Below are 12,848 nucleotides of genomic sequence, written 5' to 3'. Positions count from 1 at the left end.
ATATTTTGGCGATTCAGCACGAAATTCGCCGGAATATTTTCATCGGGGGCCGAACGGCCAGCCGTGCAGCCGTATAGGGCGAGTCGGGGTGTGCGCGTGCATCACGCATCGACACCCGACACACACGGCGTATGGAACGGGCGCGCTACACCGCCCTGAGCCGCCCCAATTCTTCCGCCAGGAAGTCGACGAACGCGCGAATCCGCGTGGACATCTGGTGACGCTGCGCATACACCGCGTAGATGTCGGCGCTCGGCGTTTCATGATCGGGCAGCACGACCACCAGCCTGCCGTCGGCGAGATAGTCGCGCAGATCCCATTCCGCACGCATCAGGATGCCGTGCCCGTCGAGCGCCCACTTCACCGCGATCTCGCCGTCGTTCGTCGTCAGGTTGCCGTTGATCCGCACGGCTTCCGTGTGGCGGGCCGCGCCGCGCCCGCTCGTCAGGCGCCACACGCCGTAACCTTCGTCGCCTTGCCGGATGCCGATGCAGTTGTGCCGCGTCAGGTCGTGCGGCGTGCCGGGCACCCCGTGCCGCGCGAGATACGCGGGCGCCGCGCACAGCAGCCGGCGGTTCGGCGCCAGCCGCCGCGCGACGACGCGCGTGTCGGGCGGCTCGCCGAAGCGAATGCACACGTCGAACGCGTCGTCGGTGAGCGGCGGTGGCATCACCGACAGCTGCAACTGCACCGACACTTCCGGATAGCGCGCGACGAAACGCGAGATCGCCGGGCCGACGTGGCTGCGCCCGAACCCGAGCGTCGCATTCACGCGCAGCAGCCCCTTCGGCCGCTGCTTCGCGCTGCCGAGCAGCTCGCCGAGTTCGTCCATCTGGTCGAGAATCCGGCGCGCGTATTCCAGGTACACGTCGCCTTCGGGCGTCAGCATCATCCGCCGCGTCGTGCGATTGACGAGCGTCACGCCCGCGCGCCGCTCCATCTGCGTGAGCCGCTTGCTGACGGCCGCCGCGGTCAGCCCGAGTTCGCGCGCGGCCGCGCTCAGGCTGCCCGACGCGGCCAGCGTCGAGAAGAAGCCGAGATCGGCCGGCTGGACGGTATCCGCCATGACGGGATTCGTGAATTGAAGTTAAAGATGCTTTGAGTATAGCCCCGGTTTACACACTCCCGGTTCGGTAAAGTGCGTTCACGCTCACGATCAATCGAGGATGTCCGCATGAAGACCTACCGTATCGCAACGATTCCCGGCGACGGCATCGGCAAGGAGGTGGTGCCGGCCGGCAAGCAACTACTGGAAGCGCTGGCCCGCGGCAGCGACCGTTTCGCGTTCGAGTTCGACGATTTCGACTGGGGCGCCGATTACTACCGCCGGCACGGCGCGATGATGCCGGCCGACGGCCTCGACGCGCTGCGCGGCAAGGACGCGATCCTGTTCGGCTCCGCGGGCGACCCGGACGTGCCCGACCACGTGACGCTGTGGGGCCTGCGCCTGAAGATCTGCCAGGGCTTCGATCAGTACGCGAACGTGCGCCCGACGCGCATCCTGCCCGGCATCGACGCGCCGCTGAAGCGCTGCGGGCCGGACGACCTGAACTGGGTGATCGTGCGCGAGAACTCCGAAGGCGAATACGCGGGCGTCGGCGGCCGCGTGCACCAGGGCCATCCGATCGAGGCCGCGACCGACGTGTCGATCCTCACGCGCGCCGGCGTCGAACGCATCATGCGTTTCGCGTTCCGGCTCGCGCAGTCGCGGCCGCGCAAGCTGCTGACCGTGATCACGAAGAGCAACGCACAGCGGCACGCGATGGTGATGTGGGACGAGATCGCGAAGCAGATCGCGCAGGAGTTTCCCGACGTGACGTGGGACAAGGAACTCGTCGACGCGGCGACCGCACGCATGGTCAACCGCCCGGCGTCGCTCGACACGATCGTCGCGACCAACCTGCACGCGGACATCCTCAGCGATCTCGCCGCCGCGCTCGCGGGCAGCCTCGGCATCGCGCCGACCGGCAACATCGATCCCGAGCGCCGCTATCCGTCGATGTTCGAGCCGATCCACGGCTCGGCGTTCGACATCATGGGCAAGGGGCTCGCGAATCCGGTCGGCACGTTCTGGTCGGTCGTGATGCTGCTCGAACATCTCGGCGAGACGGAAGCGGCCGCGCGCGTGATGCATGCGATCGAGGCCGTGACGGCCGACCCGTCGTTGCATACGCGCGACCTCGGCGGCAGCGCGACGACCGCGCAGGTGACGGCGGCCGTCTGCGAGCGCGTCGCGAACGCGGCGGTCGCGGCCTGACGGCGGTGCGGGGCGGGCGGCCCCGCGCGCGTGCGCAGCCACCCGGGCGCCGACCGTTCGTTTTACTCACGCATTTTTTCTGCCCGCGACTCGCGCATCCGACGCGAGCCGGGCGCCGGCCGGCGCTCGCGGTCCACCGACCGACGGCGTACGGCCCGACCTCGAAGGAGGAGACACATGCAAGCGGATCTGGAAACCCGCGTCGCGCGGAAACTGATGTGGCGCATCATTCCGTTCGTGATGCTGCTTTACTTCGTCAGCTTTCTCGATCGCGTGAACGTCGGCTTCGCGGCAATGACGATGAACAACGCGATCGGCCTGTCGCCGACTGCATTCGGGTTCGGCGGCGGCCTGTTCTTCATCGGCTATTTTCTGTTCGAAGTACCGAGCAACCTGATTCTCCATCGTGTCGGCGCGCGCATCTGGATCGCACGCGTGATGATCACGTGGGGCATCGTGTCGGCCGTGTCCGCGTTCGCGGCCGGGCCGACCAGCTTCTACGCGCTGCGTTTCCTGCTCGGCGTGGCGGAAGCCGGCTTCTTCCCCGGCATCATCCTGTACCTGAGCCTGTGGTTTCCCGCGAAGCAGCGCGCGGTGGCCGCCGCGTGGTTCATGGCGGCCGCGCCGATCTCGACCGCGATCGGTTCGCCGCTGTCGGGCGCGATCATGCAGATGCCGCCGATGTTCGGGCTCGCCGACTGGCAGATGCTGTACATCGTCGAAGCGCTGCCGGCGGTCGCGCTCGGCTTCGTCGTGCTGAAGCGCCTGACCGATGCGCCGTCGCAGGCCGCGTGGCTGCGCGCCGACGAGCGCGACTGGCTGATCGCGAAGCTGAAAACGGAAGCGGACGCGCGCCACACGCACGCCGGGCACACGGCCGGTGCGTGGCAGGCGCTGCGCGACCCGCGTGTGCTGGCGCTCGCGCTGATCTACTTCGGCACGTCGGCGGGGCTCTATACGCTCGGGCTGTGGGCGCCGCTGATGGTCAAGCAGTTCGGCTTCAGCGCGTTGCAGACCGGCCTGCTGACCGGCATTCCGAGCATCGCCGCCGTGGTCGCGATGATCGGGTGGGCGCGGCATTCGGATCGCACCGGCGAGCGCACGTGGCACGTCGTGATTCCGTGCATGCTGGCCTGTATCGGCTTCGTGTTCGCGGGGCAGGCGAGCACGGCGCTGCTGACCGTGCTCGCGCTGGTCGTCGTCAACATCGGGATCAGTGCGGCGAAGGCGCCGCTGTGGGCGATGCCGAGTGCGTTCCTGTCGGGGGCCGGTGCGGCGGCGGGGATCGCGATGATCAATTCGATCGGCAATCTCGGCGGGTTCGTCGGGCCGTTCGCGATCGGTTGGCTCAAGCACGCGACGGGCGGGTATGCGGCGGGGCTGTACGTGGTGGCCGGCACGCTCGCGGTGTCGGCGGTCGTCACGCTGATGTTGAGCCGCAAGGGGGCGCGGGAAGCGGCCGTGCCGGGCGTGCGGCATCACTCGTAAGCGCGGCAATGTGCGATGCGGGGCGGCCGGACGGGCGCGTGGCGTACCCGTCCGGCTTCATGCGTGGCGGCGCGCGATCAGCGGTGCGTGGCGTCAGTCCATGTTCGCGCACGGGAGCCGCTACGAGGCCGTCGCCGCGACCTGCCGCGCGATGCGCGCCGCACACGCATCGGGTGTCGCATCGGACGTATCCAGCACCATCTCGCTGAACGCCCGCGCCGCATACCCCTCCCGATACATCTCGGCGATCCGGTTGCGCTCCCAGTCCGTCAACGCACGCGAGCCGCGATTCGACGCCGCGACCGCTTCGGGCGGCGCGAGCGTGACGACGAACAAGCGCGCGTCACACGCGTCGCAGGCCACGCGCAGCCGTTCGAATTCCGCTTCGCCGATCGGATAGGCGATGACCAGATGGCGTTCGCGTGCGGTTGTGATCTGCGTGACGAGGCGTTCGAGCGCGATCGCCCATTGCACGTCGAACGGCGCGTCTTCGGGCGCATCGTGATCGTCGCCGTCGATGAAGCGCGCATCGGGCAGCACGCGTGCGAGCGCGAGGCCGATCGTCGTCTTGCCGCTGTTGATCGGCCCGTTCAGGTGAATGACAGTCAGGATGGTCATGAGTCGACGCAGGAATCGGACGATTCGCAGCTTGCCATGACTGGCGCGGCGGTGCAGTGCCGTTGAGGTGTCACGCGGCGGGATGCGAATACGGCGGGAAAGCGGACAGGCGGGGAAAGGGGGGAGGGGAAGCGGCAGGCTGCGTGCGTAACGATGCGCTACACGGGCAGCCTGCCCGACCGTGCCGCATACGACGATGCGGCACGGCGTCGAACGACGCGACTTAATTGTCGCCGTCGCCCTTGATCTGCGGCAGCGCCGACGTTTCGCCCGGCGTCAGCAGCCCGACTTGCGAATACACGCGCAGCTTGTCGCGCGTATCGGTGATGTCGAGATTGCGCATCGTCAGCTGGCCGATCCGGTCGCGCGGCGAGAACGTCGATGCCACCTTCTCCATCGACAGGCGTTCCGGCTGATACGTGAGGTTCGGCGACTTCGTGCTCAGGATCGAGTAGTCGTTGCCGCGGCGCAGTTCGATCTTCACTTCGCCGGTGATCGCGCGTGCGACCCAGCGTTGCGCGGTTTCGCGCAGCATGATCGCCTGCGGGTCGAACCAGCGGCCCTGGTACAGCAGGCGGCCGAGGCGGCGGCCGTTCTCGCGATACTGCTCGATCGTGTCTTCGTTGTGGATGCCGGTGACGAGACGCTCGTACGCGATGTACAGCAGCGCGAGGCCCGGGGCTTCGTAGATGCCGCGGCTCTTCGCCTCGATGATCCGGTTCTCGATCTGGTCGCTCATGCCGAGGCCGTGGCGGCCGCCGATGCGGTTCGCTTCCAGCAGCAGCTCGACCTGATCCTTGAACTCGACGCCGTTCAGCGCGACCGGCTGGCCGGCTTCGAAGCGCACCGTCACTTCCTCGGCGGCGATCTTCACGTCGTCGCGCCAGAACGCGACACCCATGATCGGGTTCACGATCTTGATGCCGCTTTCGAGGCTTTCCAGATCCTTCGCTTCGTGCGTCGCGCCGAGCAGGTTCGAGTCGGTCGAATACGCCTTCTCGGCCGACATCTTGTATGCGAAGCCGGCCTGGTTCATGAATTCGGACATTTCGGCACGGCCGCCGAGCTCGTCGATGAACGTCTGGTCGAGCCACGGCTTGTAGATCTTCAGATCCGGGTTCACGAGCAGGCCGTAGCGGTAGAAGCGCTCGATGTCGTTGCCCTTGTACGTGCTGCCGTCGCCCCAGATGTTGACGCCGTCTTCCTTCATCGCGGCGACGAGCATCGTGCCGGTCACGGCGCGGCCGATCGGCGTCGTGTTGAAGTACGTGACGCCGGCCGTCGTGATGTGGAACGCGCCGCTTTGCAGCGCCGCGATGCCTTCGGCGACGAGCTGCGCGCGGCAGTCGATCAGGCGGGCGCCGGCTGCGCCGTATTCGATCGCGCGCTTCGGGATCGCGTCGTAATCGTCTTCGTCGGGCTGGCCGAGGTTCGCCGTGTATGCGTACGGGACGGCGCCCTTCAGTTTCATCCAGTGCAGCGCGGCGCTGGTGTCCAGGCCGCCGGAGAAGGCGATACCGACCTTCTGGCCGGTCGGGAGGCTTTCGAGAATCGTGCTCATAGGAATTACCGTGGATTGAAGCCGGTGGGATCGTATTTCGCGGAATATGCGAGTATCGGCTGTCCGGGAAGTTGGGGCAAGGGTTGATTTTGGTGCGGAACCGGCGTCGCGCCTGTCGCGGCGGGCCTGACGGGCGGTGAGCCGGCTGGAGAACACCGTGCCGGACGGCGTTGTATCGCCGCCGAAACGCGCGCGGACAAGCCGGCCGCCGGCCGGATTTCCGGGGCCGGATCGGCCGTCAACCCAGTTCGCGCTCCTCGGCGCGTCGCTTCATTTCATCGAAAGGCATATGAAAGAATTGCGCACCCATCCGGCCCCTCAGATATTCCACGACCGAGCGGTATCGAGCAGCCGCTCGCGCAATTGATCGACTTCGCCGGCCAGCTTGGCCGTGATCGACACGTAGCCGGACAACTGCGGCGGCGGCGCGTCGTGCAGCGGGTCGACCGGCCGCCGGCGCGGGGCAAGCCGGCTCGGCGTGCCGAACTTGAGCGCGCGGCTCGCGCCGACCAGCGTGTCGCGGATGCGCCGGTTCAAGGTCTTCATCTCGACGCGCATGTATTCGCGGGCCGCCACGTCGTCGGCGGCCGGCAGCGCGCTCGACAGGATCTCCAGATAACCGATGCACAGGCGCAGGCTGCGCTGGATCGCCTCGAGCTGCGTCATCGACGTCTCGCATTCCTTCGACACCGACGGCATCAGCGAGCGCAACTGCACGAGCAGCGTGCTCAGCGCGGCCATTTCCTTCAGGTGCGCATCGTCGGTGACCTGACGGTCGCCCGCGAGCCGCGCATGCACGGCCGCGCACGCGCGCAGCGCGTCGGCGAGCTTGTAGCGCCATGAGTAGGTCGCGTAGAGCGGCAGCGCGAACGAGAACGCCAGCGCGATCGCGATGCCGGCCAGCACGTTCACCGCGCGCCACAGGCCGTCGACGATCTCGTTGTCGCCGTGCCCCGCGACGATCACCATCGTGATCGCCGACAGCAGCGCGATGTAGCCGGCCTTGCCGATCGCGTGATACGCGCAGACGCCGCACCAGACGGCCATCAGCAGGTAGATCGCGAACGGCGCGTGCAGGAACGAGTAGAGGAGGATCAGCCCGAGCCCCGCCAGCGCGCCGATCGACGTGCCGAGCGCGCGCTCGGCCGCCTTCTTGCGGATGTTGCCGTGATGCTGCAGCCCGCCGACGACGATCAGCACGGTGATCGTCGACCACTCGCCATGCGGCACATTCAGCCCCGTGGACAGCGCGATCGACACGAGCACCGCGAGCGCGACGCGCGCCGCGTGGATCAGCTTCGCGTGCCGGTAGCGGCGGTACGGGTCGAGCAGCGGGCGGAGCGCGTGGCGCACGAGCGGCGGCAGTCGGGTCGGGAGCGGAGCGGTCATGACGAAGCGGAAGTGGCCGGAACGCGCACGGCGGCCCGCGCGGGCCGGCGCCGCGCCGCATGCGCAGCAGACGTAACGCTAGCCGAACATGGGTGGGCTGTCCACGGCGGGGCCGCCGGGCAGCCGCATCCGGCCACGGCACGGCGCGTCACGCGTCGGCCGCGGTCGACTGCGCGTCCAGCACGCGGTTGCGGCCGCCCGACTTCGCGCGGTACAGCGCTTCGTCGGCGCGCCGCAACAGCGTCGCGGCGTTCATCCGGCCGTCGTCGGCGGTGGCCGTGCCGATGCTGACCGTGACGCGCCCGTACTGGCTCTTCACGTGTTCGATCCCGAGCTCCGCGATCGCGCGCCGGATGCCCTCGGCGACGGTGGCCGCGCCTGGCCCGTCGGTCTCGGGCAGCGTGACGACGAATTCCTCGCCGCCGTAGCGCGCGACGTGATCGCTGTCGCGGCGCAGGCAGCGCGACAGCGACTGCGCGACCTGGCGCAGCACGTCGTCGCCGGCCGGGTGGCCGTAGTAGTCGTTGAACGCCTTGAAGTGGTCGACGTCGACGAACAGCACGGACAACGGCCGGCCGCTGCGCGACGCGCGCTGGGTCTCCTTCGCGAGCACCGTGTCGAACGTGCCGCGGTTGTCGAGGCCCGTCAGCGAATCGGTGTGCGCGAGCCGGTACAGCTTCGCTTCGGCCTCCTGCCGGCGTTTCAGCTCGCGCGACAGCGCGAGCGAGCCCCACGCGATGAACGCGGTGAACAGGCTCATCAGCACGACGGTCCAGATCGCGCGGTGGTGCCACGACGCGTAGATGTCGATCTCGGCGGGCGCGACGTCGACGATCAGCGGCAGCCCGGCGAGATGCTTGTAAACATAGACGCGCCGCACGCCGTCGATGGCGCCGACCCCGGTCAGCTCGCCGGTGCGGCTGCGTTGCGCGTCGATGAACAGCGGCGAGTCGTGCAGGTCGAGGCCGACCACCCGGGTGTCGTACGGCAGGCGCGATACGAGCGTGCCGTTGTCCTCGACGATCGCCGCGCTGCCGTGCCGGCCGACCGCGAGGCCGTCGAGCAGCGCGCGGAAGTAGTCGATGCTGAGCGTGCCGACGACGATCCCGCCGAAGGTGCCGTCGGGCCGGTTGATCCGGCGGCTCAGCGCGATCGTCAACGCGCCGCCGCGCAGCCGGGACGCGTACGGCCGGCTGATGTAGAGGCCGGGTGCGAGCCGGTCGCGGTGCACGGTGAAATAGTCGCGGTCGGCGAAATTGCCTTGTCGCGCGGGCGATGCGCTCGAATCGATCGCGATATTGCCGTGCGCATCCATTACGAAAATCGAACCGAGATAGGCGCCGGTCGCCGCGCGATCGAACAGTAGCCGGTGGCGCTGGCGCGGCGGCAATGTCATCAGTTCCGGATCGGCCACGCCATCGACGACGTTTTGCAGCGACAAATCGTAGAGTTCGATATTGCGCGCGATATCGCGTTCGATCAGCAGCATCAGGTTGCGCGCATTTTCGACCGCATGGCCATACGCGTCGCGTCGCGCCTCGATTAATAGCGACGTGGAAAGTCCCCAACTGAACATCAGCAGGACGATGCCCGCCACGAGTACGCCGCGGGGCGACAGAATGCGTGCCACGATCGACGCGGTATGGCGGCGCAGCGTGGCGGGCAGCGGGAATGACTTCATCCTCGGGGGTGGCGGGCGGCGGCTACTCGCGTCATTGGCGGTTCCACGCGCTGATTATTTCGAATTAAGCGTCATTATCCCGCGAATTCCTGAAATTCGCGCGCGCATGCAAAACATGCATGCGGCGACGGCGATTCGAAACGGTTACGCATCATTACTGCAGTGCGCGCGGGCGATTTGATTTGAATCAATGACCAGTGTCGGCCTTTTCGTCTGATTAATAACGCGCTGATCGGTCGATTTTGCGTATTGAATCCGGTATTTGGCGGATCGAGACAGGATTACGCGCGGCGGGGGAAATGAAAATCGAATGACCCGATCATCATCGAGGGTTTCGCGACGCCGGGCGGCAGTGGCGCGGCCGACACGGCCAACCCGTTGATTCTGCAAAATCCGCGGCGGTGGCGGCGGGCGGGGCGAGCGCAGCTGTCCCTCTATCGAATCAGGTAGAATCCGCGCTTCGCCGCAGGCGCCCGCCGCGCAACGCGTATCGGGGCCGCATCGAATGCATCGCAGGACGCGCCCCGCGCTCCGATACCGCATGCGCCGGCTACGGATGCCGGCCTGCTCAACGTTCGTCTCGTTTATGTCCGCCATTCCGAATTCCGACCCACCCGGTTCCTCCGCGAACCCACCCAAGCTTCATCGCGCGCTGAAGGCGCGCCACCTGACGATGATCGCCATCGGCGGCTCGATCGGCACGGGCCTGTTCGTCGCGTCCGGCGCGTCGATCTCGCAGGCCGGCCCCGGCGGCGCGATGGTCGCGTACATGCTGATCGGCCTGATGGTGTACTTCCTGATGACGAGCCTCGGCGAGATGGCCGCGTTCATGCCGGTGTCGGGCTCGTTCGCGACCTACGGCGCCAAATACGTGGACGAAGGCTTCGGCTTCGCGCTCGGCTGGAACTACTGGTACAACTGGGCGGTGACGATCGCGGTGGAGCTCGTGGCCGCGCAGCTCGTGATGCACTACTGGTTTCCGGACGTGCCGGGCGTGTGGTGGAGCGCGGCGTTCCTCGCCGTGATGTTCCTGCTCAACGCGCTCACCGTGCGCGGTTTCGGCGAAGCCGAATACTGGTTCGCGCTGATCAAGGTCGTCACCGTGGTCGCGTTCATCGGCGTCGGGCTGCTGATGATCTTCGGCATTCTGAAGGGTGCGCCGGCCAACGGCTGGGGCAACCTGACGATCGGCGACGCCCCGTTCGCGGGCGGCCTGCCGGCGCTGATGGGCGTCGCGATGATCGCGGGCTTCTCGTTCCAGGGCACCGAGCTGATCGGCGTCGCGGCCGGCGAATCGGAAAACCCGCGCACGACGATTCCGCGCGCGGTGCGCCAGGTGTTCTGGCGCATTCTGCTGTTCTACGTGTTCGCGATCTTCGTGATCGGCGTGCTGATTCCGTATACCGACCCGAACCTGCTGAAGACGGACGTGACCGACATCGGCGTGAGCCCGTTCACGCTGGTGTTCCGCCACGCGGGTCTCGCGTTCGCGGCCGGCGTGATGAACGCGGTGATCCTGACGGCCGTGCTGTCGGCCGGCAACTCGGGCATGTACGCGTCGACGCGCATGCTCTACAACCTCGCCACCGAAGGCCGCGCGCCGAAGGTGTTCGCGAAGCTGTCGCCGGGCGGCGTGCCGCGCAACGCGCTGTACGCGACCACCGCCGTCGGCGCGCTGTGCTTCTTCACGTCGCTGTACGGCGACAAGACCGTGTACCTGTGGCTGCTGAATACATCGGGGATGACAGGCTTCATCGCGTGGCTCGGCATCGCGGTCAGCCACTACCGGTTCCGCAAGGGCTACGTGAAGCAGGGTTACTCGCTCGACCAGTTGCCGTATCAGTCGAAGTGGTTCCCGTTCGGCCCGCTGTTCGCGTTCGTGCTGTGCCTCGTGATCGCGCTCGGCCAGGATTACCAGGCGTTCCTCGCGAACCGGATCGACTGGGCCGGCGTGGCCGCGACCTATGTCGGCATTCCGCTGTTCGTCGTCGTGTGGCTCGGCTTCCGGTTCCTGAAGAAGAGCCGGTTCGTGCGCTACGAGGATATGGAGATCGCGCCGTGGATCGCCGCGAGCCGCGGCGCGCAGCGGCCGCCGGTGGCGAACCGCGAAACCACGGGATGACGCCGGCGCGGCACGCGGCCGCGCGACGGGCGACGAGAAACGGGAAGCTGCGTGCTTCCCGTTTTTTTTGCCCGGCTATTGCCTGCACGGGGTCAAAGCCGGTTATATTGCCCGACCCTACCGGGCCACGGCCCGGCCGGCGCGACAGGCGCGGCGCGGATCGGCATCCGGCGCGCGCGACGCGCGGCGGCCGGCGAGATGCCCGGCGTTTTCATCGTTCCATCCGGGCCGATATGGCCCACGGAGCGCGCAACCCAGAGGAATCCATGAGCGCATCACCCGCCGAGCGGAAGGCCGGACCCGTTTCCATCGTGCGAATCGAAGCCGCGATCAATGCGTGGCGCGAAGTGTACCCGCCGGCGCCGGACGGCGAGGACGGCTACGCACTCGACGCCGGCAGCAACTGCCTGGCCGAGCTGTACGGCACGATGATCTGCTATCAGTTGCCGGACGTGCCGCTCGACTCGCTGAGCCCCGAGCAGCGCGACGCGTTGTACGCGACCGAGGTGTGATGCGGTCGGCGCGATGCCGCGGCGCGGCGTCGGTGAACGAACGGGAAGCCTCGCGGCTTCCCGTTTTGCTTTGCGCGACCCTGGGCGTCGCCGCGAGCACGACGCGGCTCGAGCCGGTTCCGGCGCCGGCTGAGGTATCGTGACGGGATCGGGAAGCAGGCGATCGAGGAGGCCGGTACGAAGCCGGCGAGGGTGGCCGGTGCGGACGCTGTCCGCGCGGTGCCGGATGAGCGTCCGTTGCCTGTCCCGGGAGGATTCGAACATGGAGTTGAGACACCTCCGCTACTTCGTCGCGGTAGCCGAAGAGCGGAATTTCACGCGGGCGGCGGAACGGCTGCATATCGCGCAGCCGCCGCTGAGCCGGCAGATCCAGCAGCTCGAGGAAGCGCTCGGCGTGCCGCTGTTCGAGCGCACCGCGCGGCCGCTGAAGCTGACCGATGCCGGGCGCTTCTTCTATTCGCATGCGGTGCAGCTGCTCGCGCAGACCACCGAACTCGAATCGATGACGAAGCGGGTCGGCAAGATCGAGCGCAGCATGTCGGTCGGTTTCGTCGGCTCGACGCTGTACGGGATGCTGCCGAAGATCATCCGGCGCTTTCGCAGCGAATATCCGGCCGTCGAGCTGAGCCTGCACGAGATGTCGACGATGGACCAGATCAAGGCGCTGAAGGAAGGGCGCATCGACGTCGGGTTCGGCCGCATCCGCCACGAGGACCCGAGCGTGCGGCGCGTCGTGCTGCGCGAGGAGCGGATGATCGTCGCGCTGCCGGTCGGCCACGTGCTCGATAGCGCGAAGCCCGTGCTGTCGCTGCACGATCTCGTCAACGACACGCTGATCATCTTTCCGAAGGCGCCGCGCCCGAGTTACGCGGACCAGGTGCTCGCAGCCTTCCACGATCGCGCGCTGCAGCCGCGCAGGATCTACGAGACGCGCGAGTTGCAGATCGCGCTCGGCCTCGTCGCGATGGGCGAGGGCGTATCGGTCGTGCCGCAGAGCGTGTACGGGCTCAAGCGCGACGACATCAGCTACAAGCCGCTCGACGATCCGAACCTCGTGTCGCCGATCATCATGAGCATGCGCATGCTCGACGAATCGGAGGATATCCGCGCGATGCAGGCGCTGATCTACCGGCTGTACGACGAAGCGCAGATGGAGTATCTGCCGCCGCAGCCCGAATGAACGCGCGGGCGGCAGGGGCTTCTCTTGACGCTGCGCGCGC

11 protein-coding genes are annotated in these 12,848 nt (G+C 67.5%); 6 read left to right on the top strand and 5 right to left on the bottom strand.

The annotated features are described in order from the left end of the window. Nucleotides 1-145 precede the first annotated feature (145 nt). On the bottom strand, nt 146-1,066 hold the full coding sequence (locus tag BLS50_RS22140) for a LysR substrate-binding domain-containing protein (RefSeq protein WP_011548296.1): 921 nt from the start codon (nt 1,064-1,066) through the stop codon (nt 146-148). 108 nt (nt 1,067-1,174) lie between these two features. Between BLS50_RS22140 and BLS50_RS22135 the strand changes: the two genes are divergently transcribed. Next, nucleotides 1,175-2,257 (top strand): tartrate dehydrogenase, encoded by a 1,083-nt coding sequence (locus BLS50_RS22135; RefSeq protein ID WP_074804097.1) that lies wholly within the window; start codon nt 1,175-1,177, stop codon nt 2,255-2,257. 177 nt (nt 2,258-2,434) lie between these two features. Then, the gene (locus BLS50_RS22130; RefSeq protein WP_074804094.1) at nt 2,435-3,745 is read left to right on the top strand and encodes an MFS transporter; all 1,311 of its coding nucleotides are present in this window, start codon (nt 2,435-2,437) and stop codon (nt 3,743-3,745) included. 120 nt (nt 3,746-3,865) lie between these two features. Here the strand turns inward: BLS50_RS22130 and BLS50_RS22125 are convergent, their stop codons facing one another. The 4 genes from BLS50_RS22125 to BLS50_RS22110 form a co-directional block, all read right to left on the bottom strand. After that, nucleotides 3,866-4,363, bottom strand: a complete 498-nt coding sequence (locus BLS50_RS22125; RefSeq protein ID WP_074804092.1) for a P-loop NTPase family protein — start codon at nt 4,361-4,363, stop codon at nt 3,866-3,868. A gap of 223 nt (nt 4,364-4,586) precedes the next feature. Beyond that, on the bottom strand, nt 4,587-5,924 hold the full coding sequence (gene argG / locus BLS50_RS22120; RefSeq protein ID WP_074804090.1) for an argininosuccinate synthase: 1,338 nt from the start codon (nt 5,922-5,924) through the stop codon (nt 4,587-4,589). Between the two features lie 318 nt (nt 5,925-6,242). Then, nucleotides 6,243-7,313, bottom strand: coding sequence for an FUSC family protein (locus BLS50_RS22115; protein ID WP_011548292.1), 1,071 nt, complete (start codon nt 7,311-7,313; stop codon nt 6,243-6,245). A 148-nt stretch (nt 7,314-7,461) separates the two neighbouring features. After that, on the bottom strand, nt 7,462-8,994 hold the full coding sequence (locus tag BLS50_RS22110; RefSeq protein ID WP_074804089.1) for a sensor domain-containing diguanylate cyclase: 1,533 nt from the start codon (nt 8,992-8,994) through the stop codon (nt 7,462-7,464). Between BLS50_RS22110 and BLS50_RS36015 the strand changes: the two genes are divergently transcribed. From BLS50_RS36015 to BLS50_RS22095, 4 genes are all read left to right on the top strand, one after another. Beyond that, on the top strand, nt 8,933-9,175 hold the full coding sequence (locus tag BLS50_RS36015; protein ID WP_176934231.1) for a hypothetical protein: 243 nt from the start codon (nt 8,933-8,935) through the stop codon (nt 9,173-9,175). The genes BLS50_RS22110 and BLS50_RS36015 overlap by 62 nt on opposite strands. 405 nt (nt 9,176-9,580) lie before the next feature. Further along, nucleotides 9,581-11,116 (top strand): amino acid permease, encoded by a 1,536-nt coding sequence (locus tag BLS50_RS22105; protein ID WP_012338562.1) that lies wholly within the window; start codon nt 9,581-9,583, stop codon nt 11,114-11,116. Between the two features lie 266 nt (nt 11,117-11,382). Beyond that, nucleotides 11,383-11,628: a DUF3717 domain-containing protein gene (locus BLS50_RS22100; RefSeq protein ID WP_074804087.1), complete on the top strand. Its 246-nt coding sequence runs from the start codon at nt 11,383-11,385 to the stop codon at nt 11,626-11,628. 262 nt (nt 11,629-11,890) lie between these two features. Next, entirely contained in the window at nt 11,891-12,808 is a 918-nt protein-coding gene (locus BLS50_RS22095; protein ID WP_006479595.1) for a LysR family transcriptional regulator, read from the top strand. Nucleotides 12,809-12,848: the final 40 nt, after the last annotated feature.

The sequence above is a fragment of the Burkholderia orbicola genome (assembly GCF_900100915.1).
Taxonomy (GTDB): Bacteria; Pseudomonadota; Gammaproteobacteria; order Burkholderiales; family Burkholderiaceae; genus Burkholderia; species Burkholderia orbicola.
The sequence above is the reverse complement of the archived record's forward strand: the minus strand, read 5'-3'. Positions and strand labels throughout refer to the sequence as shown.